Source organism: Nocardia sp. NBC_00511, from assembly GCF_045161165.1.
Lineage (GTDB): Bacteria > Actinomycetota > Actinomycetes > Mycobacteriales > Mycobacteriaceae > Nocardia.
In genome coordinates this window covers 7476416-7498540 of the sequence record NZ_CP107849.1, presented here as the reverse complement: position 1 = coordinate 7498540, position 22125 = coordinate 7476416, and the positions used below count along the sequence as shown (strand labels likewise).

At 67.1% G+C, this 22125-nt stretch carries 21 protein-coding genes; 11 read left to right on the top strand and 10 right to left on the bottom strand.

Going from position 1 to position 22125, the window contains the following annotated elements:
• Positions 1-7 precede the first annotated feature (7 nt).
• The 3 genes from OG300_RS34875 to OG300_RS34865 all read right to left on the bottom strand — a co-directional run bounded on the left by OG300_RS34875 (position 8) and on the right by OG300_RS34865 (position 4003).
• Positions 8-1009, bottom strand: coding sequence for a sigma-70 family RNA polymerase sigma factor (locus OG300_RS34875; RefSeq protein ID WP_405488438.1), 1002 nt, complete (start codon positions 1007-1009; stop codon positions 8-10).
• Positions 1010-1148: 139 nt separating this feature from the next.
• Positions 1149-2795 (bottom strand): acyl-CoA synthetase, encoded by a 1647-nt coding sequence (locus tag OG300_RS34870; RefSeq protein ID WP_405488436.1) that lies wholly within the window; start codon positions 2793-2795, stop codon positions 1149-1151.
• A gap of 170 nt (positions 2796-2965) precedes the next feature.
• Positions 2966-4003 (bottom strand): LLM class F420-dependent oxidoreductase, encoded by a 1038-nt coding sequence (locus OG300_RS34865; protein WP_405488434.1) that lies wholly within the window; start codon positions 4001-4003, stop codon positions 2966-2968.
• A gap of 127 nt (positions 4004-4130) precedes the next feature.
• Between OG300_RS34865 and OG300_RS34860 the strand changes: the two genes are divergently transcribed.
• From OG300_RS34860 to OG300_RS34845, 4 genes are read left to right on the top strand one after another with little or no spacing between them, the layout of a single operon-like run.
• Positions 4131-5096, top strand: coding sequence for a Zn-ribbon domain-containing OB-fold protein (locus tag OG300_RS34860; RefSeq protein ID WP_405488432.1), 966 nt, complete (start codon positions 4131-4133; stop codon positions 5094-5096).
• 17 nt (positions 5097-5113) lie between these two features.
• Positions 5114-6148 carry a thiolase domain-containing protein gene (locus tag OG300_RS34855; protein WP_405488430.1) on the top strand — a complete coding sequence of 345 codons (1035 nt, stop codon included), beginning with the start codon at positions 5114-5116 and terminating at the stop codon, positions 6146-6148.
• Positions 6145-7311, top strand: coding sequence for a thiolase domain-containing protein (locus OG300_RS34850; RefSeq protein ID WP_405488428.1), 1167 nt, complete (start codon positions 6145-6147; stop codon positions 7309-7311). Before OG300_RS34855 ends, OG300_RS34850 begins: the two co-directional genes overlap by 4 nt.
• Entirely contained in the window at positions 7308-7721 is a 414-nt protein-coding gene (locus OG300_RS34845) for a nuclear transport factor 2 family protein (RefSeq protein ID WP_405488426.1), read from the top strand. Before OG300_RS34850 ends, OG300_RS34845 begins: the two co-directional genes overlap by 4 nt.
• A gap of 104 nt (positions 7722-7825) precedes the next feature.
• Here OG300_RS34845 and OG300_RS34840 read toward each other — a convergent pair whose 3' ends face one another.
• A complete protein-coding gene (locus OG300_RS34840) occupies positions 7826-9025 on the bottom strand; it encodes a cytochrome P450 (protein ID WP_405498799.1) in 1200 nt (399 codons plus the stop codon).
• 206 nt (positions 9026-9231) lie between these two features.
• On the opposite strand from OG300_RS34840, the gene OG300_RS34835 reads away from it, so the two are divergent.
• A complete protein-coding gene (locus OG300_RS34835) occupies positions 9232-10398 on the top strand; it encodes a steroid 3-ketoacyl-CoA thiolase (RefSeq protein ID WP_405488424.1) in 1167 nt (388 codons plus the stop codon).
• Between the two features lie 360 nt (positions 10399-10758).
• On the top strand, positions 10759-11175 hold the full coding sequence (locus OG300_RS34830; protein WP_011207048.1) for a helix-turn-helix domain-containing protein: 417 nt from the start codon (positions 10759-10761) through the stop codon (positions 11173-11175).
• 620 nt (positions 11176-11795) lie between these two features.
• On the opposite strand, the gene OG300_RS34825 is transcribed toward OG300_RS34830, so the two are convergent.
• The 5 genes from OG300_RS34825 to OG300_RS34805 all read right to left on the bottom strand — a co-directional run bounded on the left by OG300_RS34825 (position 11796) and on the right by OG300_RS34805 (position 16846).
• Positions 11796-12815, bottom strand: coding sequence for a hypothetical protein (locus OG300_RS34825; RefSeq protein WP_405488422.1), 1020 nt, complete (start codon positions 12813-12815; stop codon positions 11796-11798).
• Positions 12816-12834: 19 nt separating this feature from the next.
• Positions 12835-13347, bottom strand: coding sequence for an ImmA/IrrE family metallo-endopeptidase (locus OG300_RS34820; protein WP_405488420.1), 513 nt, complete (start codon positions 13345-13347; stop codon positions 12835-12837).
• A gap of 10 nt (positions 13348-13357) precedes the next feature.
• Positions 13358-14638: a hypothetical protein gene (locus OG300_RS34815; protein WP_405488418.1), complete on the bottom strand. Its 1281-nt coding sequence runs from the start codon at positions 14636-14638 to the stop codon at positions 13358-13360.
• 463 nt (positions 14639-15101) lie between these two features.
• The gene (locus OG300_RS34810; RefSeq protein ID WP_405488416.1) at positions 15102-16013 is read right to left on the bottom strand and encodes an SDR family oxidoreductase; all 912 of its coding nucleotides are present in this window, start codon (positions 16011-16013) and stop codon (positions 15102-15104) included.
• A gap of 44 nt (positions 16014-16057) precedes the next feature.
• Positions 16058-16846 carry an SDR family oxidoreductase gene (locus OG300_RS34805; protein ID WP_405498798.1) on the bottom strand — a complete coding sequence of 263 codons (789 nt, stop codon included), beginning with the start codon at positions 16844-16846 and terminating at the stop codon, positions 16058-16060.
• A gap of 55 nt (positions 16847-16901) precedes the next feature.
• On the opposite strand from OG300_RS34805, the gene OG300_RS34800 reads away from it, so the two are divergent.
• The 5 genes from OG300_RS34800 to OG300_RS34780 all read left to right on the top strand — a co-directional run bounded on the left by OG300_RS34800 (position 16902) and on the right by OG300_RS34780 (position 21188).
• Positions 16902-17681: an enoyl-CoA hydratase family protein gene (locus tag OG300_RS34800; protein WP_405488415.1), complete on the top strand. Its 780-nt coding sequence runs from the start codon at positions 16902-16904 to the stop codon at positions 17679-17681.
• Positions 17682-17686: 5 nt separating this feature from the next.
• Positions 17687-18562 (top strand): CoA transferase subunit A, encoded by an 876-nt coding sequence (locus tag OG300_RS34795; protein ID WP_405488413.1) that lies wholly within the window; start codon positions 17687-17689, stop codon positions 18560-18562.
• The gene (locus OG300_RS34790) at positions 18562-19320 is read left to right on the top strand and encodes a CoA-transferase subunit beta (RefSeq protein WP_405488411.1); all 759 of its coding nucleotides are present in this window, start codon (positions 18562-18564) and stop codon (positions 19318-19320) included. The genes OG300_RS34795 and OG300_RS34790 overlap by 1 nt, the downstream gene beginning before the upstream one ends.
• Positions 19317-20396, top strand: a complete 1080-nt coding sequence (locus OG300_RS34785) for an NAD(P)H-dependent flavin oxidoreductase (protein WP_405488409.1) — start codon at positions 19317-19319, stop codon at positions 20394-20396. The genes OG300_RS34790 and OG300_RS34785 overlap by 4 nt, the downstream gene beginning before the upstream one ends.
• Positions 20397-20627: 231 nt before the next feature.
• On the top strand, positions 20628-21188 hold the full coding sequence (locus OG300_RS34780; RefSeq protein WP_405488407.1) for a Uma2 family endonuclease: 561 nt from the start codon (positions 20628-20630) through the stop codon (positions 21186-21188).
• A gap of 49 nt (positions 21189-21237) precedes the next feature.
• Here the strand turns inward: OG300_RS34780 and OG300_RS34775 are convergent, their stop codons facing one another.
• Entirely contained in the window at positions 21238-22065 is an 828-nt protein-coding gene (locus OG300_RS34775) for an SDR family oxidoreductase (protein WP_405488405.1), read from the bottom strand.
• Between the last annotated feature and the right edge of the window lie 60 nt (positions 22066-22125).

The window sequence follows — 22125 nt, the reverse complement described above, 5'->3', positions numbered from 1 at the left end:
GGCGGGATCACCGCGCCTCGCGCAACTCCGGGGCCAGGCCGAAGAGCGGGAACAGCTTCTCGGTGTCCAGGAAGAAGGTGAGGCCGGAGATCCGGTCGCCGTCCAGTTCCAGGGTGGTGATGGACCACGGAACCCACACGCCCGCTTCACTATCGGACGGCTTGTAGTGACCGAAGGCGGGTAGCCCATTGGCGCCCGCCAAGGGCACCATCCGCGAATCGCGGCAGGCATGGCCGGTGCCGAGCATGAACGCCGCGATGTTCTCCGGCCCGGAGACCCAGAGCGAGAACGGCGGCATCGACAGTGCCACATCGGCTTTGAGCAGTTCGGTGAGCGCGCCCATGTCGTAGGCCTCGAAGGCCTTCACGAAATCGTCGACGAGTTTGCGCTGCTGGGCGTTGTTCTCGTCGAACGCGTCCGAAACCGTGGACGTCTCCTGCACTTTCGACATGGTGGCGCGAGCGCGCTGCAGTGCGCTGTTCACCGAGGCCGGGGAGACATTGAGCATGTCGGCGGTCTCCCCCGCCGAGAAGCGCAGCACCTCGCGCATGATCAGGATGGCGCGCTGGCTGGCGGGCAGGTGCTGGACGGCGGCCACGAAGGCCAGGCGCAGCGAGTCCTTGGCCCCGGCGGCCTCGGCCGGATCCGCACCGAAGGCCAGGGCATTCGGAATCGGCTCGACCCAGACGTAATCCGGTTCGGGCGCGGGCAAGGACGAATCCGGCGTGGAGGGGCCGTTGAGGTCCATCGGCCGGGCCCGCCGCTGCGGCCCGTCGAGCATGTCGAGGCAGACATTGGTGGCGATCTTGTAGAGCCACGAGCGCAGGCTGGCCCGCCCCTCGAAGGAGCTGTAGGACTTCCACGCCCGGGTGAAGGTCTCCTGCACCGCGTCCTCGGCTTCGAACGAGGACCCGAGCATGCGATACGCGTACGCGCACAACTCCCGCCGATGCCCCTCGAAGGAGCGTAAAACCTCGTCCGAAACGACGCCCGAAGCCTTCTCACTCATGTCGCAAAGCCTCCCACAGCCCACCGACAAGAAGAACCCCGCAATTTCCCCGGGATACCCGCCCACCTGCAAACAAACTGTGCCCGCCCGCAATCGCGGGCGGGCACAGTTCGGCTCTATCTACTTGGTCGTGGGCGATCTACTTGGTCGTGGGCGCGTGGGCGTGGTCGTCCGCCGCACGCTCCTCGGTCTGCGCCTTGGCCCACTTGTAGTCGGGCTTACCGGCGGGCGAGCGCTTGATCTCGTCCACGTACCACACGCTGCGCGGCAGCTTGTAGGACGAGATCTCCTTGATCAGGGTGGGGCGCAGCTCGTCCAGGGTGGGGCGAACCTCGGTGCGGCACTGCACGACCGCGACCACGCGCTGTCCCCAGCGCTCGTCGGGCACGCCGACCACCAGCGCGTCGAAGATCTCCGGGTGCGCCTTGAGCGCGCCCTCGACCTCTTCGGGGTAGATCTTCTCGCCGCCGGAGTTGATGGAGACCGAGCCGCGGCCGAGCATGGTGACCGCGCCGTCCTCCTCCACCCGGGCGAAGTCGCCGGGGATGGAGTAGCGGACCCCGTTGTACTCCTTGAACGTCTCCGCGGTCTTGACCGGGTCGTTGTAGTACCCGAGCGGGATGTTGCCGGTGCGGGCGAGCAGGCCGACCTGGCCGGAACCGGCCACGACCTCGTTGCCGTCGGCGTCGATGACCTTGGTGGAGGCGTCGATCTTCACGCGCGGGCCGCCGGTGTGGGTGGCGCCCTTGGTGGCCACCGACAGGCCGCCGAATCCGGTCTCCGAGGAGCCGATGGAGTCGGTGATCATGGTGCTGGAGAGCAGCTCGATGAACTCGTCCTTGAGGGAGGGCGAGAACAGCGCGGCACTGGAGGCCATCGCCCACAGCGTCGAATGCTGGTAGGGCTCACCGGTTTCCGGGTTGCCCGCCTTCAGCGCGTCGAGCATCGGCCGCGCCATGGCGTCGCCGGTGATGAAGATCAGGTTGATGTTGTGCTTGTCGATGGCCTGCCACACGCCGTGCCCGCTGAACTCGGGCATCATGATGGCCTTGCCGCCGTCGAAGAGGCTGTGGAACACCGCGGTCTGCGAGCCGCCGTGGATCAGCGGCGGGATCGGGCAGCGCACCAGCTGGCCATTGGCCGCGCCGACCTTGGCCTGCTGCCATTCGTCCTCGATGCGGTCGCCGGTGACGAAGTTGATGCCGCCGCCGAGCACGCGCCACCAGTCCTCGTGCCGCCACATGACGCCCTTGGGCATGCCGGTGGTGCCGCCGGTGTAGAGCATGAAGATGTCGTCGGCGGAACGGTCTTCGAAGTCCCGGACGTCGGAGCTGCCGGCCAGGGCCGCCTCGTACTCGACCGCGCCGGTGGGCCGCGGGAGATCGGTGCCGTCCTCGACGGTGACGACGGTCTTGACCGCGGGCACCTTGGGCAGCACGTTCTCGATCTTGTCGCTGTACCGGCGCTCGTGGATGAGCGCGACGAGATCCGAGTTCTCGAAGATGTACTGCAGTTCGTTCTCGACGTACCGGTAGTTCACGTTGATGACCACCGCGCGGATCTTGAAGATCGCGACCATGGCCTCGACGGCCTCGATGGTGTTGCGGGCGTAGATGCCCACCTTGTCGCCCGGCTTCACGCCCTGTTCGAGCAGGTAGTGGCCGAGTTGGTTGGTGCGCCGCTCGAGCTCCGCGTAGGTGTGGGAACGGCGATCGTCAACCAGAGCCACCCGCTCCGGCATCAGATCGATGGCGTGCTCGACGAGGTCCGCTATGTTGTAGCTCACAGGTAGAAAATAGAACGTGTTCTTGCTACTTCGCAAGGCCCGTTCTCCCGCTCAGCGGACATTTCGTGTGGCACCCGTCACAGCGTAGTCAGCCAAGCGACCAATTGCTATAAGCCCGGCCGGATCCGCCCCCGAACGGGCGGCCGACCGGGCCGATTCGGCTGCCGGGACTACGACTGAATGAGCGGCTTCAGCGCCTCGAACTGCGCGACGTCCCGCACCCCGACCAGCATCATGGTGACGCCCGCCTTCTCCCACACTTTCAGCTGCTCACGCACGTGCGCCTCGTCGCCGATGATGGTGGTGTCGAGGATCAGCTCGTCCGGGACGACCGCGGCCGCCTCGTCCTTGCGGCCGGTCCGGAACAGCCGGGTGATCTCGTCGACCTGCTCGCCGTAGCCCATCCGCCGGTACACCTCGGCGTGGAAGTTGAGCTCCTCGGCGCCCATGCCGCCGATGTAGAGCGCCATGAACGGCCGCAGCCGATCCAGCTCGGCCTTCGGATCGTCGGTCAGGATCACCTGCGCGGTGGCGGCGATCTCGAAGTCCTCGCGTGAGCGCCGCGCGCCCGCGCGGGCGAAGCCCTCGTCGAGCCACTCGTTGTACATGTCGGCCAGCCGCGGGGTGTAGTAGATCGCGAGCCAGCCGTCGGCGATCTCGGCGGTCATCGCCACATTCTTCGGACCCTCGGCACCCAGCCAGATCGGGATGTCCGAGCGCAGCGGGTGGGTGATCGACTTGAGCGGCTTGCCGAATCCCGTTGCGCCGGGGCCGTTGTAGGGCAGCGGGTAGTGCGCGCCCGCACTGGTGACCTTGCCTTCGCGGTCCAGCACCTGCCGCACGATCGAGACGTATTCGCGAGTCCGCGCGAGGGGCTTGCCGAAGGGCTGGCCGTACCAGCCCTCGACCACCTGCGGGCCGGAGACGCCGAGACCGAGGATGTGCCGCCCACCGCTGAGGTGATCAAGGGTCAGGGCGGCCATGGCGGTTGCGGTCGGGGTGCGCGCGGACATCTGCACCACCGAGGTGCCCAGCCGCACCCGGCTGGTGTCGGAGCCGTACCAGGCCAGCGGGGTGAAGGCGTCCGAACCCCACGATTCCGCGGTGAAGACGGCGTCGAAGCCGATCTCCTCGGCGGTGGCCACCAGCTCGCGGTGGTTGACGGGCGGCTGCGCGCCCCAATATCCGAGCTGCAATCCGAAGCGCATCTCAGCGTCCCTTTCCTAGAACATCCGGGGCACCGCGGGGACCGGGTCCCCGCGGACTATGCGGCGGTTAGCCGGGGCGCGGCTCCGGCCCTTGCCACCATCACTAGAACCTGTTCTACTCGATCTCGTGACTCTGGGGAACACCGAAGTACTGTCCGCACCGCTGCGGATGCAATTCGACTACACCCGCTCCACCGGTCCGATCATCGGTCGCTTCCTCACGGAATTGCGATCCGGCAAGGTCGTCGGGGTGCGGGGTTCCGATGGGCGCGTGATCGTGCCGCCCGCGGAATTCGATCCGAAGACCAGCGAACCGCTGACGGAATTCGTGGACGTCTCCGACGTCGGCACGGTCCAGACGTGGTCGTGGGTGGCCGAACCGCTGCCGGGTCAGCCCTTCGACCGGCCCTTCGCCTTCGCGCTGATCAAGCTCGACGGCGCGGACACCGCGATCCTGCACGCCGTGGATGTGGCCGATCCGGCCGACATCAGCACCGGCCTGCGGGTGCGGGCGCGCTGGGCGGGTGAACGGACCGGCAGCATCCACGACATCCTGGCCTTCGAGCCGGGCGAAACCTCCGCCGCACCGACCGACTCGGCCGCGGATCTGGAGCCGATCACCGGCATCGTGACCCCGGTCGACTTCTCGATCAAGCACACCGCCGCGCCGCAGGAAGCCGTTTTCCTCAAGGCACTCACCGAGGGCAAGCTGCTCGGCGCCCGCGCCCGCATGGACGGCAAGGTGTACTTCCCGCCGCGTGGCGCGGACCCGCGTGACGGCTCCCCCACCGACGACTACGTCGAGGTGTCCGACACCGGTCTCGTCACCACCTTCTGCATCGTGAACGTGCCGTTCATGGGTCAGTCCATCAAGCCGCCGTACGTGGCCGCCTACATCCTGTTGGACGGCGCGGACATTCCGTTCCTGCACCTGGTGCTCGGCATCGAGGCGAGCGAGGTCCGGATGGGCATGAAGGTCAAGGCGGTATGGAAACCGCGTGAGGAGTGGGGCCTGTCCATCGGCAATATCGACCACTTCCGGCCCACCGGCGAACCGGACGCCGACTACGACTCTTTCGCGCACCACCTGTAGAGAGGCGCTGAAATACCTTGAGCAACAACACAACCGACATCGCGGTAGTGGGTTTCGCCCACGCGCCGCACGTGCCGGAGACCTTCGGCACCACCAATGGCGTCGAAATGCTCGCGCCGTGCTTCCAGCAGCTCTACACCGAGCTCGGCATCGGCGTCTCCGATATCGGCTTCTGGTGCTCCGGCTCCTCGGATTACCTTGCCGGACGCGCGTTCTCGTTCATCTCGGCGATCGACTCGATCGGCGCGGTGCCGCCGATCAACGAGTCGCACGTAGAGATGGACGCGGCCTGGGCGCTGTACGAGGCGTACGTGAAACTGCGCTCCGGACAGGCGGAAACCGCGCTGGTCTACGGCTTCGGCAAGTCCTCGGCCGGTACGCTGCGCCAGATCCTGAGCCTGCAGACCGACCCGTACCTGGTCGCGCCGCTGTGGCCGGACTCGGTCTCGATGGCGGGCCTGCAGGCGCGCGCGGGCCTGGACGCGGGCAAGTGGACCGAGGCCGACATGGCCGCGGTCGCCGCCCGCACCACCGGCGGTGACGCCGAAAAGTACTTGGCCGCAGCGAAGGTCGCCGATCCGTTCCGCGCCCACGACATCGCGCCGATCACCGACGGCGCGGCCGCCATCGTGCTGGCCGTGGGCGATCGCGCCCGCGAGCTGCGCGAGCGTCCGGCCTGGCTGACCGGCATCTCGCACTACATCGACACCCCGGTGCTGGGTGCGCGCGACCTCACGGTCTCGGAGTCCGCGACCAAGGCCGCGAAGGTCGCCATCGGTGACGGCGCGACCGATTTCGATGTGGCCGAACTGCATACGCAGTTCAGCCACGAGGAACTGATCCTGAAGCAGGCCATCGGCCTGAACGGCAACACCCGCATCAACCCGTCGGGCGGTCCGCTGGCGGGCAATCCGATGTTCGCGGCCGGGCTGGAACGAATCGGCTTCGCCGCCACCGAAATCTTCAATGGCACCGCGAATCGCGCACTGGCCCATGCCAGTTCGGGGCCCGCGCTGCAGCAGAACCTGGTCGCCACCCTGGAGGCACGATGACATTGGCAGCTGCGGTGCTCGGCACCGGACAGACTCATCACGTGACCAAACGGTCGGATGTCTCCATGGCGGGCATGGTCCGCGAGGCCATCGACCGGGCGCTGGCGGACTCCGGCCTGACCATGGCCGATATCGACGCGGTCGTGGTCGGCAAGGCCCCCGACTTCTTCGAGGGCTCCATGATGCCGGAGCTGTTCCTCGCGGATGCGTTGGGCGCCACCGGAAAACCGCTGCTGCGGGTGCACACGGCCGGTTCGGTCGGCGGCTCCACCGCCGTGGTCGCGGCCAACCAGGTGCAGGCGGGCGTGCACGGCAAGGTGCTCGCCATCGCCTGGGAGAAGCAGTCCGAGTCCAACGCCATGTGGGCGCTGTCGAACCCGGTGCCGTTCACCAAGCCGGTCGGCGCGGGCGCGGGCGGCTACTTCGCCCCGCACGTGCGCTCCTACATTCGTCGCGCCAACGCCCCGCTGCACGTGGGCGCGATGGTCGCGGTGAAGGATCGCCGCAACGGCGCGCTCAACCCGTTCGCGCACCTGCACCAGCCCGACATCACCCTGGAATCGGTGATGGCGTCCCAAATGCTCTGGGACCCCATTCGTTTCGACGAGACCTGCCCGTCCTCCGACGGCGCGTGCGCCATCGTGATCGGTGACGAAGCGTCGGGAAAGGCGGTCGAGGCGCAGGGCAAGAAGGTGGCGTGGATCCACGGCACCGCCATGCGCACCGAACCGCTCGCCTACGTCGGGCGTGACCAGGTGAGCCCGAAGGCCGGTCAGGAAGCCGCCAAGGCGCTGTGGAAGCAGGCCGGGATCACCAACCCGCTCGAGGAGATCGACGCGGCCGAGATCTACGTGCCCTTCTCCTGGTTCGAGCCGATGTGGCTGGAGAACCTGGGCTTCACCCCCGAGGGCGAGGGCTGGAAGCTCACCGACGCGGGCGAAACCGCCATCGGCGGAAAGCTTCCCGTGAATCCCTCGGGTGGCGTGCTGTCCTCCAACCCGATCGGCGCCTCCGGCATGATCCGCTTCGCCGAGGCCGCCAAGCAGGTCATGGGCCGCGCGGGCGCCTACCAGGTCGAGAACGCGCGCAAAGCGTTCGGCCACGCGTACGGCGGTGGCTCGCAGTACTTCTCGATGTGGGTGGTCGGGAGTGAGCAGCCGTGACGAACGACGATCATCCGGCCCGGGTGGCGGGTAGGGCGTCGCAGGCCGCGGTCCGCGCCAAGGACAAGGACGCCTGGGTGGCGCTGTTCGCCCTCGACGGCATCGTCGAGGATCCGGTGGGTCCGTCGTTCTTCGACCCGGACGGCAAGGGACACCGCGGGGCCGAGGCCATCGGGGCGTTCTGGGACAAGGCGATTGCCGCCACCGATCAGATCGAGTTCCTGTTCGACGACTCGTTCGCCTGCGGTAGCGAAGTGGTCTACACCGGCCGCATTCGCACCACGATGAGCGGTCAGCTCATCGATGCCGAGGGCGTGTTCACCTACAAGGTGGACGACGACGGCAAAATCCTTGCCCTGCGCGCTTTCTGGGAGACCGAACGCGCAATGGCGACGATTCGCCCACTCTGATACGCAGAAAATGAAGCGGGCGACCGGATTTCCGGTCGCCCGCTTTTTTGTATCTGCCCGGCGGAGTGAGAGGGGTGCGCCGGGCAGATCAAATCCGTTTCGGGTCAGTGCTTTACCGGGCACCCGCCGGTGTAGTCGACATCGAACTTCTTGATGCCGTTGAGCCAGCCCGAGCGCAGCCGCCGCGGATCACCGAGCTTGGTGATGTCGGGCATGTGGTCGGCGATGGCGTTGAAGATGATGTCGATCTCGAGCCGGGCCAGGTTGGCGCCGATGCAGAAGTGCGCGCCGGTGCCGCCGAAGGACAGGTGCGGGTTGGGATCCCGCAGAATATTGAAGGTGAACGGATCCTCGAACACCTCCTCGTCGAAGTTGGCCGAGCGGTAGGACAGCAGTACGCGCTGACCCTTCTTGATCTGCACGCCACTGACTTCCACGTCTTCGAGCGCGGTGCGCTGGAAGCTGCTGACAGGGGTGGCCCAGCGGATGATCTCGTCGGCGGCGGTCTTGGGCCGCTGCGCCTTGTAGAGCTCCCACTGCTCGGGGTTCTCGAGGAACGCGATCATGCCGTGGGTGGTGGCATTGCGGGTGGTCTCGTTGCCGGCCACGGCCAGCATCATGACGAAGAAGCCGAATTCCTCGGGCAGCAGCGCTTCGCCGTCCATGTCGGCGTTGATCAGCTCGGTGACGATGTCATCGGCCGGGGCCGCGCGGCGGGCTTCGGCCATCTGATACGAGTAGCCGAGGATCTCGGTGGAGGCGATGACCGGATCGGCATCGCTTTCCGGATCGTCGTAGCTGGTCATGTCGTTGGACCACTTGAACAGCTTCATGCGGTCTTCCTGCGGCACGCCGATGAGTTCGGCGATGGCCTGCAGCGGCAGTTCGGCCGCGACCTGCTCCACGAAATCGCCGGTGCCCGAGGCCACCGCGGCGGCCACGATGGACTCGGCGCGGGCGGTCAGTTCGGCACGCAGGCCGTTGATCACGCGCGGGGTGAAGCCCTTGGCGATGATCTTGCGGAGCTTGGTGTGCTCCGGGGCGTCCTTGTTCAGCAGGACGAAGCGCTGCAGATCGATCTGCTCGCGGGTGATGCTGTCCTGGAACCGCGGGATGGCCGTGTTCTCGTAGGTGGAGAACACGTCGTCGCGCCGCGAGACGGTCTTGACGTCGGCGTGCTTGCTCAGCACCCAGAAGCCGTCGTCGGTGAAACCACCCACCTCGGGCGACTTGGGATTCCACCAGATCGGAGCGGTGCGGCGCAGCTCCGCGAGTTCCTCGACGGGGACACGCTGTGCCCACATCTCCGGGTCTGTGACATCGAATCCGTCGGGCACATTGGGCTGGGTCTGAGCGTCAACCACCAGCAGTCTCCTTCGACTAACTGAAACACGTTCTACCGCTATTGAAGCACAGGAGGTAAAACAAGAGAAGGGACTAGGTAATAGCTCCGAACAGGCTTACGTTACTGGTAGAGAACTCGTTGCAGTTCTGATCCGGAAGGAATGACATGGGTACACCCGTCATCGTCGAGGCGGCACGCACTCCGATCGGCAAGCGCAACGGCTGGCTCGCCGGTCTGCACGCCGCCGAGCTGCTCGGCGCGGCACAGCAGGGCGTGCTCGAGCGCGCGAACCTGGACCCGATTCTGGTCGAGCAGGTGGTCGGCGGCTGCGTCATGCAGGTGGGCGAGCAGGGCAACAATGTCACCCGCACCGCGTGGCTGCACGCGGGGCTGCCGTGGCAGGCCGGCGCGGTCACCATCGACAATCAGTGTGGTTCGGCGCAGCAGGCGGTCGGCATGGTCGCGGGCCTGATCGCGGCCGGGGCCATCGAGACCGGTCTGGCCTGTGGCATCGAGTCGATGAGCCATGTTCCGTTGGGCGCCAACGTCGGAACGAACGCGGGCCCGCGTCGTCCGGCGTCCTGGGATATCGACATGCCCAACCAGTTCGAGGCCGCGGAGCGAATTGCCAAGCGGCGCGGCATCACTCGTGACGATGTGGACGCGCTCGGCGAGCGCTCGCAGCGGCTGGCCGCGCAGGCGTGGGCCGAGGGCCGCTTCGACCGCGAGGTGCTGACCATCAAGAACGCGCCGCAGGTCGACAAGGAGGGCAACCCCACCGGCGAGACCGCCGACATCAGCCGCGATCAGGGTCTGCGCGAGACCACCCGCGAGGGCCTGGCGAAGCTGAAGCCGGTGCTGGAGGGCGGAATTCACACCGCGGGTACTTCCTCGCAGATTTCCGACGGCGCGGCCGCGGTGCTGCTGATGGACGAAAAGGCCGCGCAGCGTGAGGGTTTGCGCCCGCGCGCCCGCATCATCGCGCAGTGCCTGGTGGGTGGCGAGCCGGAATTCCATCTGGACGGTCCGGTCCAGGCCTGCCAGCGGCTGCTCGACAAGTCCGGCATGAGCATCTCGGATATCGATCTGTTCGAGATCAACGAGGCTTTCGCGTCGGTGGCACTGTCCTGGGCCTCGGTGCACAAGCCGGACTTCGATCGGGTGAACGTCAACGGCGGCGCGATCGCGATCGGCCATCCGGTCGGCAGCACCGGATCCCGCTTGATCACAACGGCTTTGCACGAACTGGAGCGGTCCGGCAAGAGCACCGCGATGATCCTGATGTGCTGTGGCGGGGCGCTCGCGACGGGCACGATCATCGAGCTGATCTAGTCCGCCGGAATCATTTTCGGCCAGGTTGAACGTTCATCCGACTTGCCGCGAAACGTGGCGTACGCCACACAAACTTCGGTACAGACAACAAGATGAGACGTCAGCTATCTTATAGCTACCCGGGGCCCGTTCGGGAAGACCCTCGCGACGGGCCAGAACCGGGGCTCTTAAGCCCTCGGCAAGAACCGTGGGGTTGGCCCGCAAACGCCCAAGCCACAGTGGGTGAACCGGATCACCGCCTAGAAGCTTCAAGGAAATCGCGAATCAGGCGTAGGTTTTCAGTTACTGAGCCGCTAATATCAATGATACGTATCCGAGATAACGACTGTTAGTACAGCGAAGGGAATTGGGCGGCTCACAATGGCTGATTTCGCGGCGCGGCTGAACAAGCTGTTCGAAACCGTGCATCCCCCGGGGCGTAAGCCGCACACGAACGCAGAGGTGGCGGCCGCCTTGACGGCATCCGGCCATCCGATCTCGAAACCGTATCTGTCGCAGTTGCGGTCGGGACAGCGCACGAACCCGTCGGATGAGACGGTGGCTGCTCTGGCAAAGTTCTTCAAGGTCAAACCGGACTACTTCTTCAACGACATCTATGCGGCGAAGATCGATCATGATCTCGAGCTGCTGTCCCAGCTGCAGGGCTACGGACTCCGTCGACTGTCGAGTAGAGCGTTCGACCTGTCCGAGGAATCTCAGAACCTACTCACCTCTATGGCGGAGAAGTTGCGGGCCAGCGAAGGGCTGCCCGAAATTCCTCCGGACGGCACGGAATAGGCCTGCCACAGCGCAACACAGGGCGGCTAGCTCGGAGGCCGCACTGTGTTGGTTTGTGACAGACCACGTTCCAGGCCCGACATGGGGCGGATGGAGCCACTGCTTGCAGGGCAGTGACTCCACCCGCCGAACCATGCGGTTCAGGTGAAGAATGTTGCACCGGTCCCAGTTCGCTGAGGCCATGTGGCGTAGACCCCTGCGCTGGTGCATTATGCACAAACCTGGCATTACGCCGCCCGGGGTCGACGTGGGCTGCGAGTGAGTTGTTTTGTGCACTATGTCGTTTTGTGCACTGTGAGTGTTTCGCCCCCAATGCACCATCTTCGGCACGCAAGATCGCAAGCAAAGTCCCGTACTACGCACGGCGGGTTCGATGAGACGAAACCTCGGATACGAAGTCTCATCGTGAAGACCCCCCGGAATGCCACGCCCTTGGCAATCATGCGTAGTACGGGACTTGCGCATTTGCGACAAGATCACAATTGCGGCGATAGACTTCCGGCACAACTGTGCCAATAACGCGTACTCGGATGAACATCTCCCGACGCGTCGGTGATCTTCGCGTGATGGGCGAGAAGATCACCTCCGGCGATCGCCGGAGGTAATGAAAAGGTAAATTGCTAGCGTCCGATGGCAGCCGGGGCAGTACTCGTCGCGGCATCGTAGGCACGGGCGATGGCCTGCACCCAACCGCGCGGACTGACCCCCGCGGGCGGTGAGATCCAGCGGCCGTCGATCACCACTTCGCCGAACGGATCGCGCGCCCAGTCCGCCACCCGCTGCGCCCGCTCGGCCACCGACTCCGGCGGCACACCCGCGGCGGCCAACTCCAACCCGCCACCCGACTGCAGGTACAGCGCGTCCATGATCTGCGCGACCTGATCGGAAGCCTTGAGCTGAGTGCCCGAACCGGTCTGCTCGTGCGCCACCACCTCCGGGAAACGTGCGATCAGTACCCGGTGCAATGTCCGAATCTGCTTGAGCAGCATCCGCGCTCGCCACCACAGCTCGATCACGATCCACACCGCGCCGATCGCGATCAGCAGTGCCGCGATCTGCCAGACCGGCCAGTACCAGCCCGACTGCCCGGGCGCGGGCATCGGCCGATCGTGCATGGCGCGCCGAATCGACAGTGCCGCCAGCACTCCCACCACGAAGGTGCCCGAGGTGTAGAGGGCGATGCCGCGACCCAGCGTGGTCCAGTCCAGGTTTCGCACACCGGTGAAGGCCACGAAGACGCACTCGATCAGCACGATCGCCCAGCCGAAGGTGGTCGACCAGGTCAAGGTGGCGATGATGGCGATCAGCCCGGCCCCGTAGATGATCCAGCCGATCTGACGCAGATTCCGCCGCGACACCACCGGCCACGCGGCGGCCGCCACCACCGAGGTGGCGGTGGCGAACATGATCCAGGCCGCGGTCACCACCCGGTCCCCCAGCCACTGACCGTGCACGCCGTTCGGCATCAGATGATCAACGGCCACACCGATTTCCGGCACGCCGATGGTGGCGGCCAGCGCCACCGCGGCCACCGCGACCACGATCGCGACGCGGGCGGTGGTCGCCGGTTTCACCAGCACCCGGCCCACTCGGGCGCCGGAGGCCATCCAGACCAGCAGCGCCGTCAACCAGAAGGTCATGCCGTGTCCTTTCGCTCGGTCATCCGAGTGCCTCGTCGAATCGCAGGACCGAGACGCCCGCGCCCCGGCTGTTGAACACGCGCAGGCGGGTCATGAGCATGCTGGCGAATGTCTCGGCCTCCCACTCGCATTGCTCGTCGTCACCCAGGTCGACGACCTTCTGGTGGGCGCGCTGACTGAGCATGTAGGCGATGAGATCGTCACTGGCCTCGAGCACCACCTCGGTGGCCGCCTCACCGGGGTGGTCGAAAACGATGTGCCCGAGCTCGTGGGCGAGGGTGTGCTCGCGGCTGGGCAGCGCCTGCGCGAGCACGATCACGTCGCGGTCCGGATAGCTGCGGCGCTGACCGCAGACGCCGGGACCCAGTTGGGCACTGGCGATCTCGATCGGACGGCGACGCTCGGCGGAGATGGCGAGCACCACCTCTTCCAGGTCGGTGGCGTCGAAATCGGCGGCCACCGCGCACACCGCGTCCACCGCGGCGGCCACCCGCCGGTAGGACCCGATGCTATGCGCCTTGCTCTCGGTCATCGCGGTTTCCTCACACCCTCGGTCCGAAGAATGCGGCCCGCGCGGCATCCACCCGGGCCTGCGCCGCGGACGCGCCCTGGAAGCTGACCGCTCCGGAACCGGTGCCCACCAGGGCCATCGCGATCAGGCCGCCGATCACCGACAGCACCTTGATCGGCGGCAGCGGGCTGTTGCTCGAGGTCGGTTTGATGTCCGGATCCGGCTGCGCCAGCACGGGCGCCGGAACCGGTGGGGGCGGAGGCGGCGGGGGTGCGGCCGGGGCCGGCTCCGGTTGTGGAAGCGCGGCCGGGGCGAGCGCGGGCAGCGGCGGGATCACCGGGGCCTGCGGAATCTCGAGCGGCACCGGGGGCACGGCGGCGGGCGGGGTGGGCAGCGGAATCAGCAGGAGCAGTAGCGGGGAGGCGCACAATGCGGCGGAACCGACGGCCGCCGAACCGACCGCCGCGGAACCCACTGCGGCAGAACCGAGATCGGCGGAACCGGCTGCCGAACCCGCACCGGCGGAACCGACACCGGAACCGGTCGCGGCCGAGCCGACCGAGGAGCCGACGCCCGCCGAGCCAACGCCGGTGGAACCGCCGACGGCGGAACCCAGACCCGCGGAACCGACGCCCGCCGAACCGACAGCGGCGGAACCGGTGCAGAGTGCGCCCAGACCGGCGGAGCCGACGGCGGCCGAACCCACTGCGGCCGAACCGATTCCGGCCGAGCCGGTGCCGAGCAGGATGCCCAGCAGCGCCGAACCCGTACCGGCGGCGGCGGAACCGACCGCGGCGGAACCGGCGCCCAGGGCGAGGCCGGTGCCGACACCGGCGGAACCCACTGCCGCGGAACCGGTTCCGAGTGCGGCCGAACCGGTGCCAAGGGCAGCTGATCCGGTGCCGACGACCGCGGAACCCAGTCCCGCACCCGCGGAACCGGTTACGGCCGAGCCGGTGCCCAGGGCGGCGGAGCCGGTGCCGCCCACTCCGGCGGAACCCACTCCGGCAGAGCCGACGCCCGCGGAACCGACTCCGGCGGAACCGACGGCCGCGGAACCGGTTCCGATGCCGAGGATGGCGGCCAGCAGATCGGGCGGCCCGGCGACCGGTGACACGGGTACATCGACGGCTTGCGGCTGCGAGGGTATCGATTGGGGCGGGGCGGACGCGGCGGCCGGATCCTGGCCGACGGGGACCGGATCGAGCGGGAGCCCGCCCGGCTGCGCGAACGCGGCCCCGGGCCCGAGCAGCGCCGATCCGGCGACAGCTGCGATCACTGCCACCAGGCGCATTGCACGATCGACGATCATGCGCCAGCCATCCCCTCATCGATACTGCGCAGTTGGGCTCGTCTCCCCACGAAGACAGTTTTCGAGCACGGCATCGCCCCGATTGCCGAACCGTTGCGGAACGCGGCCATCGTACCGGCCACGCTGTGATTCCGCGCAAGTCCCGATCGCATTAGGGGGTTCAACAAACCGTACGCCTGCCAGTCGCCCACGTCCCCAATATCCTCAAGCGCCCCAGCGTGATTGGACTGGACCAGACCGGAACACGCACCCCAGGGCCCTCATCCGTCACCCGAACGCACTCCGAAACCCCACGCAACGGCCATAATTCGGGCCAATCGGACATCCGGTCGATTTCTAGCGGAAATGCATCAAAAAATTAGACCGAGTGGTTTGCATCACGTTCGCTGCACCATCCCCGAGACGACCATCGCCGGTACCCCGTTCGGGGCACCGGCGATGAAAACGGTCGGAAGCGGAGAATCTACGCGCCGTAGACCGGCTCCGGGGTGGTCGCCTTGGACAGTAGCTCGCGGACCGCCGGGCCGAGATCGGCCGGATTCCAGCGCGCGCCGTGGTCGATGGAGACGCCGTGCCGCCAGCCGTCGGCGACGGTGACCTTGCCGCCCTCGACCTCGAACATGCGGCCGGTGACCTCGGCGGAATCGACGCTGCCCAGCCACACCACCAGCGGGGAGACGTTCTCCGGGGCCATGGCGTCGAAGCCGTCCTCGGGAGCGGCCATCATGTCGGCGAACACGGTCTCGGTCATCCGGGTGCGCGCCGCCGGGGCGATCGCGTTCACGGTGATGCCATAGCGCGCGAATTCGGCTGCCGCGGTGAGGGTCAGGCCCGCGATGCCGGATTTGGCGGCGGCGTAGTTACCCTGACCGACCGAGCCGAGCAGGCCCGCGCCCGAACTGGTGTTGATGATGCGGGCCTGCGGCGTACGACCGGCCTTGGCCTCGTTGCGCCAGTACTCCGCGGCATGCCGCATCGGGGCGAAGTGGCCCTTGAGGTGGACCTTGACGACCGCGTCCCACTCGTCCTCGGCCAGGTTGACCAGCATGCGGTCGCGGACGATACCGGCATTGTTGACCAGGATGTCCAAGCCGCCGAAGGTCTCGACGGCGGTGGCGATCAGGCGGCGGGCGCCCTCCCAGTCGGAGATGTCGTCACCGTTCACGATCGCCTCGCCGCCGAGCGCCTTGATCTCCTCGACCACCTGGGCGGCCGGGGAGTCCGGGCTGGGCGCGCCGTCGAGCTCGGCGCCCAGGTCGTTGACCACGACCTTCGCACCGGCGGCGGCGAACGCGAGGGCGTGCGCGCGGCCGATGCCGCGACCCGCTCCGGTCACGATGGCGACGCGGCCCGCGCAGATCTTGTTGTCCGTCATAGGGAATACCTCTGCTCTTGAATAGTTCAGCGTTGTCGATCGGTCTACTGGCCGGAGACGGCCGGGACGTCCGCGGTGGATGCCGCGAGGAAGGCGGGCTTCTCGCCGCCGCCGTGCACCAGCAGCGCGCTGCCGGTGACATAGGAGGCGAGCGGGGAGGCCAGGAAGGCGGCGGTGCGGCCGATGTCCTCGGGGGCGGCCATGCGCTGCATGGGAACCGTGCGGCTGACCGCCGCGATACCGTCCTCGTCGCCGTAGTGCAGGTGCGAGGATTCGGTGTTGACCAGGCCGACGATCACCGAGTTCAGCCGGACCTTCGGAGCCCACTCCACCGCGAGCGACGAAACCAGGCTGTCCACACCGGCTTTCGCCGCACCGTAGGCCGCGGTGCCGGGCGAGGGCCGATGCCCGGAGACGCTGGAGATCATCACGATCGATCCGCCGGTCTCCTGCTGCTGCATCACCTCGTTGGCGAGCTGCGAAACCAGCAGCGGCGCGAGCAGATTCAACTGCACGATCTTCGAGTGGAAGTTGGCGCTGGCATCGGCGGCCATCGCGAAGGGCGCGCCACCGGCATTGTTCACCACGGTGTCGAGCCGTCCGTACTTCTGGACGATCTGCTCGATCAGTCCGCGCACCGAATCCGGGTCGCGCACATCGCACGGCAGGAAGTCGATCCCGCGTCCATTGCTCTGCACGGGGGTGTCCCCGGGCCGTCGCGCACAGGCGACCACGGTCGCGCCCGCATCCAGGAACACCCGGCTGATGCCGGCGCCGACGCCGCGCACGCCGCCGGTGACCAGGACGACCGAGCCGGACAGGTTTACTTCGATACCCACCGTGCTAACCTACCAAGCACTTGCTTGTTTGCCAACGATGGGACCTGCGATGGGGATCAACCGTCAAACCGAAACCGAGGGCGTCGAGGTAGTCACCGTCGACTACCCGCCGGTCAATGCCCTGCCCTCCGACGGCTGGTTCGCCCTGGCCGACGCCATTACCCAGGCCGGTCGCAATCCGGAGACCCGGGTCGTGGTGCTGCGCGCCGAGGGCCGCGGCTTCAACGCGGGCGTCGATATCAAGGAGATGAACGCCGACGTCGGCCACACCGCCCTGATCCGCGCCAACCACGGCTGCTTCGCCGCCTTCGCCGCGGTCTACGACTGTGAGGTCCCGGTCGTCACCGCCGTCAACGGGTTCTGCCTTGGCGGCGGCATCGGCCTGGTCGGCAACTCCGACGTCATCGTCGCCTCCGACGACGCGACCTTCGGCCTCCCCGAGGTCGACCGCGGCGCGCTCGGTGCGGCCACCCACCTGTCGCGACTGGTCCCCCAGCACCTGATGCGGACCATGTTCTACACCGCGGGCACCCTCACCGCGCAGCAGCTGCACCACTACGGGTCGGTCTTCAAGGTGGTGCCGCGCGCCGAACTCGACGCCGCCGCAATGGAAGTCGCCAAGAACATCGCCAACAAGGACGGCCGCGTCATTCGCGCCGCCAAGAAGGCGCTCAACGGCATCGACGTGCAGGACGTGCACCGCTCCTACCGGTTCGAGCAGGGCTTCACCATGGAGCTCAACCTCGCCGGTGTCGCCGATGAGATTCGCGCCCGGTTCGACGACGACCTGGCCGCCCAAAAGAATTCAGCACAGAAGAAGGGGGCGTAAGAATCATGCGCGACAAGCGAATGAGCCTCGACGAGGTCGTCGGCGAGCTCCGCAGCGGCATGACCATCGGCATCGGCGGCTGGGGTTCCCGGCGCAAGCCGCTGGCCTTCGTCCGCGCGATCCTGCGTTCGGACATCAAGGATCTGACGGTCGTCACCTACGGTGGGCCGGATCTGGGTCTGCTCTGCTCGGCGGGCAAGGTCAAGAAGGCGTACTACGGCTTCGTGTCGCTGGACTCCGCGCCCTTCTACGATCCGTGGTTCGCCAAGGCGCGCACCGGCGGTGAGATCACCGTGCGTGAGATGGACGAGGGCATGGTGAAGTGCGGCTTGCAGGCCGCGGCCGCGCGTCTGCCGTTCCTGCCGATCCGCGCCGGACTGGGTTCGTCCGTGGTCGATTTCTGGGAGGGCGAGCTGAAAACCGTTCAGTCGCCTTATCAGACCGACGGCAAGACCGAGACCCTCATCGCCATGCCCGCGCTGAATCTCGATGCCGCGTTCATGCACCTGGACCTGGGTGACAAGCACGGCAATGCCGCCTACACCGGCATCGACCCGTACATGGACGACCTGTACGCCCTCGCCGCCGAGAAGCGCTACCTGTCGGTGGATCGTCTGGTCGAGACCGACGAACTGGTGAAAGCCGTTCCGCTGCAGTCGCTCGTCCTCAACCGGCTGATGGTCGACGGTGTGGTCGAGGCCCCCGGCGGCGCTCACTTCACCTTCTCCGGCAGCTACGGCCGCGACGAGAAGTTCCAGCGCCACTATGTCGAGGCTGCCAAGACCCCCGAGTCGTGGGCCGAGTTCAAGGCCCGCTACCTCGACGTGTCCGAGGCCGAATACCAGGATGCCGTCAAGGCTTTCGCCGAGGAGCAGAAGTAATGACCGACACCACCACCATTACTCGGGCCGAGGTCTGTGTCGTCGCGTCCGCCGAGATCTTCCGCGGCGCGGGCGAGATCGTGGCCTCCCCGATGTCCACCGTCACCACCATCGGCGCGCGGCTGGCGCGGCTCACCTTCGAGCCCGACCTGGTGCTCTCCGACGGTGAGGCGCGGCTGTTCGCCGAGGTCCCGCCGATCGGCGGCCAGGCTCCGCTGGAGGGCTGGTTCCCGTTCTCCAAGGTCTTCGACGTGGTCAATTCCGGTCGCCGCCATGTGGTCATGGGCGCCAACCAGATCGACCGCTTCGGCAACCAGAACCTCTCCGCGTTCGGCCCGCTGCAGCAGCCGACCCGGCAGATGTTCGGTGTGCGCGGCGCGCCCGGCAACACCATCAACCACGCCACCAGCTACTTCGTGCCCAAGCACAACAAGCGGGTGTTCGTCGAGCAGGTCGACATCGTCTCCGGAATCGGTTACGACAAGATCGATTCCGAGAACCCGGCCTACCGCTTCCACCACCTGCACCGGGTGGTGTCGAACCTGGGCGTGTTCGACTTCAACGGTCCCGAGCACACCCTGCGCGCGCTGTCGCTGCACCCGGGTGTGAGCGCCGACGAGGTCGCCGAGAACACCTCGTTCGAGATCGCGGAGCTGGCCACGGCGGGCGAAACCCGTCTGCCGACCGACGAAGAGCTCACCATCATCCGGACCGTGCTGGACCCCAAGGGTTTCCGCGAGAAGGAAGTGACGGCATGAGCGCCCAGCGTTTGCGCACCCCGCTGACCGAACTGGTCGGCATCGAGCACCCGATCGTGCAGACCGGCATGGGCTGGGTGGCCGGACCCGGCCTGGTCGCGGCCACCGCGAACGCGGGCGGCCTCGGCATCCTGGCCTCGGCCACCATGGATCTCGACGAGCTCGAGGTGGCCATCGCCAAGACGAAGGCCAAGACGGACAAGCCCTTCGGCGTCAACATCCGCGCCGATCTGTCCGACGCGCCGGACCGCATCGACATGATGATCCGCGACGGCGTGAAGGTGGCCTCCTTCGCACTGGCTCCCAAGAAGGAGCTGATCGCGAAGCTGAAGGACAACGGCGTCGTGGTGATGCCGTCCATCGGCGCGGCCAAGCACGCGGTGAAGGTCGCCTCCTGGGGCGCGGACGCGGTGATCGTGCAGGGCGGTGAGGGCGGTGGCCACACCGGTTCCGTCGCAACGACTCTGCTGCTGCCGTCGGTCCTCGACGCCGTCGACATCCCAGTGGTGGCCGGTGGCGGCTTCTTCGACGGCCGCGGCCTGGCCGCCGCACTGTCCTACGGCGCGGCCGGTGTCGCCATGGGCACCCGCTTCCTGCTGACCCAGGACTCGAGCGTCCCGGATTCGGTGAAGCAGGAGTACCTCAAGCGCGGACTGCAGGACACTGTCGTCTCGCTCAAGGTCGACGGCATGCCACACCGCGTCCTGAAAACCGAACTGGTCGAGAAGCTCGAGCATTCGGGCCCGATCCGCGGCCTGACCGCCGCGCTGATCAATGCCGCCAAGTTCAAGTCCATGACCGGCATGAAGTGGACCACCCTCGCCAAAGAGGGCCTCAACACCCGCAAGCACAAGGACCTGACCTGGTCCCAGGTCGTCATGGGCGCGAACACCGCCATGTACCTGAAAGCCGGTCTGGTGGAAGGCAATACCGAGGCCGGTGTCCTGGCCTCCGGTCAGGTGGCGGGCATCATCGAGGACCTCCCCACGGTCGCCGACCTGATCGACCGCATCATCACCGAGGCCATCGACCGCATCGACAACCTCAACACCTACCGCGTCACCGAATCCGCCTGACGCACCCCTGAACTGCGCGGCCACCACCCATCGGCCGCGCACCCGGATCCGAACAACCCTCGGATCCACTCGCGCGCCGTCTCTCCGGCGCGCCCGAGCCGCTCCCGGACCCTCTCGCCCGGGGGCGGCTTCGTGCGTTCGCGCACCACACGGCCATTTGTTGACGAGTAACGCTATGTTGAGAGCAACCGTCCGTGAGGATTGGAGTGATCGGTCGTGAGTCTCCCCGCCATGCACCCCCGACCCGGTAATCTGCGTGCCGTCGCCGAACAGATCGAACTGGCCACCGGGCTGCGCGTACAGATTCTGGGGGGAAATCTGGTGATGTCACCCACGCCTCGCGGCAAGCACGCGGGAACCATTCGCCGGCTGCGCAAGCAGATCGAGCCACGGCTCATCCCCGGGCTCGCCCCCTACGAGGTGTCCTCGATCCCGATGGGCGACGACCCCGACGACTACTGCACCCCTGATCTGATCATCCTTCCGGACGCCTGGGACCAGGACGACGAGTGGCTCGCTGATCCGCACGATGTCGAGCTGGCGGTCGAGGTGATCTCCAAGAGCGAGAAGACACGGCAGATCACCGACAAGAACAGCTGGTACGCCGCGGCCGAGGTGCGGACCCTACTGGTAGTCGATCCCCGTCACGGGCGGTGGACGTTGTTCACCCACCCCAGAGACGGCGAATACCTTGGCCGCCTGGATGGTTCGTACGGAGACGAGTTGCCGTTGCCGGAGCCGTTCGGGTTCTCGCTGGACACCGGGTGCCTGCCGACCTACGAAGATCGCTGAGCCGCCCCGGGAGCTCTTTGCCCGGGGGCGGACTCAGCGCGTTTCCGGGCTATTTGACGCCCGCGACCTTCGAGAAGATGAAGTCGAGGATCGGGGTCGGGGTGAACTGGACCGCGAGGGCCTGGATCTTGCCGGGGACGCCGGGGATGTAGCGGGCTCGGGGACTCTTTGCGGTGAGGGCTTTTTCGACCTCGGCGATGACGGTGTCGACGGGGGCGGCGAGTTTGGGGACCTGCTGGGACATCTTGCGGAGGCCCGCCAGGTGGTTGGCGTAGAGGGCGCGCTGGGGGGCGGTGAGGCGGGCGGTGGTGTTGTCGATCATGTCGGTGGCGCCGAACCAGAGGTCGGTGGCGATGGGGCCGGGTTCGATCAGCGAGGTGCGGATGTGCCAGGGGCGCAGTTCTACTCGCAGGGCGTCGACCAGGCCTTCGAGGGCGAACTTCGAAGAGTTGTAGGCGCCGGTGCCGGGGGTGGAGATGCGGCCGCTGAGGGAGGAGATGAAAACGATTCGGCCTCGGGTGGCGCGCAGGCGCGGGAGGACGGCCTGGGTGACGGCCAGGGCGCCGAAGACATTGACCTCGAACTGGTTTCGCAGGGTGTCCAGATCGAGGAGTTCGACGGGCCCGTCGGCGACGATGCCCGCGTTGTTGACCACGGCGGTCAGGTCGGTGGGGAGCACACCGTCGAGGGCGGCGATGTGGTCGGGGTTGGTGACGTCGAGCAGGACGGGGACGATGCGGGAGTCCTCGGCGGCGAGGGCCTCGCCGTCGGAGAGCTTGCGGACACCGGCATAGACCTGCCAGTTCTGCTGCGCCAGCCGCAGGCAGAGGGCCTTGCCGATGCCGCGTGCCGCGCCGGTTACCAACACAGAGTTCATGGTCGTCAGCCTAATTCGCGCGGGCCGGGCGTGGCGGACCGGAATTGTGGATGCCGGACC

Excerpts from the sequence above, each read along its gene's own strand:
- OG300_RS34875 (WP_405488438.1), bottom strand. The coding sequence starts at position 1,009 with ATGAGTGAGAAGGCTTCGGGCGTCGTTTCGGACGAGGTTTTACGCTCC.
- OG300_RS34865 (WP_405488434.1), bottom strand. The coding sequence starts at position 4,003 with ATGCGCTTCGGATTGCAGCTCGGATATTGGGGCGCGCAGCCGCCCGTC.
- OG300_RS34850 (WP_405488428.1), top strand. The coding sequence starts at position 6,145 with ATGACATTGGCAGCTGCGGTGCTCGGCACCGGACAGACTCATCACGTG.
- OG300_RS34840 (WP_405498799.1), bottom strand. The coding sequence starts at position 9,025 with ATGTGGGCACAGCGTGTCCCCGTCGAGGAACTCGCGGAGCTGCGCCGC.
- OG300_RS34835 (WP_405488424.1), top strand. The coding sequence starts at position 9,232 with ATGGGTACACCCGTCATCGTCGAGGCGGCACGCACTCCGATCGGCAAG.
- OG300_RS34830 (WP_011207048.1), top strand. The coding sequence starts at position 10,759 with ATGGCTGATTTCGCGGCGCGGCTGAACAAGCTGTTCGAAACCGTGCAT.
- OG300_RS34825 (WP_405488422.1), bottom strand. The coding sequence starts at position 12,815 with ATGACCTTCTGGTTGACGGCGCTGCTGGTCTGGATGGCCTCCGGCGCC.
- OG300_RS34820 (WP_405488420.1), bottom strand. The coding sequence starts at position 13,347 with ATGACCGAGAGCAAGGCGCATAGCATCGGGTCCTACCGGCGGGTGGCC.
- OG300_RS34815 (WP_405488418.1), bottom strand. The coding sequence starts at position 14,638 with ATGATCGTCGATCGTGCAATGCGCCTGGTGGCAGTGATCGCAGCTGTC.
- OG300_RS34810 (WP_405488416.1), bottom strand. The coding sequence starts at position 16,013 with ATGACGGACAACAAGATCTGCGCGGGCCGCGTCGCCATCGTGACCGGA.
- OG300_RS34800 (WP_405488415.1), top strand. The coding sequence starts at position 16,902 with ATGGGGATCAACCGTCAAACCGAAACCGAGGGCGTCGAGGTAGTCACC.
- OG300_RS34795 (WP_405488413.1), top strand. The coding sequence starts at position 17,687 with ATGCGCGACAAGCGAATGAGCCTCGACGAGGTCGTCGGCGAGCTCCGC.
- OG300_RS34790 (WP_405488411.1), top strand. The coding sequence starts at position 18,562 with ATGACCGACACCACCACCATTACTCGGGCCGAGGTCTGTGTCGTCGCG.
- OG300_RS34785 (WP_405488409.1), top strand. The coding sequence starts at position 19,317 with ATGAGCGCCCAGCGTTTGCGCACCCCGCTGACCGAACTGGTCGGCATC.
- OG300_RS34780 (WP_405488407.1), top strand. The coding sequence starts at position 20,628 with ATGCACCCCCGACCCGGTAATCTGCGTGCCGTCGCCGAACAGATCGAA.
- OG300_RS34775 (WP_405488405.1), bottom strand. The coding sequence starts at position 22,065 with ATGAACTCTGTGTTGGTAACCGGCGCGGCACGCGGCATCGGCAAGGCC.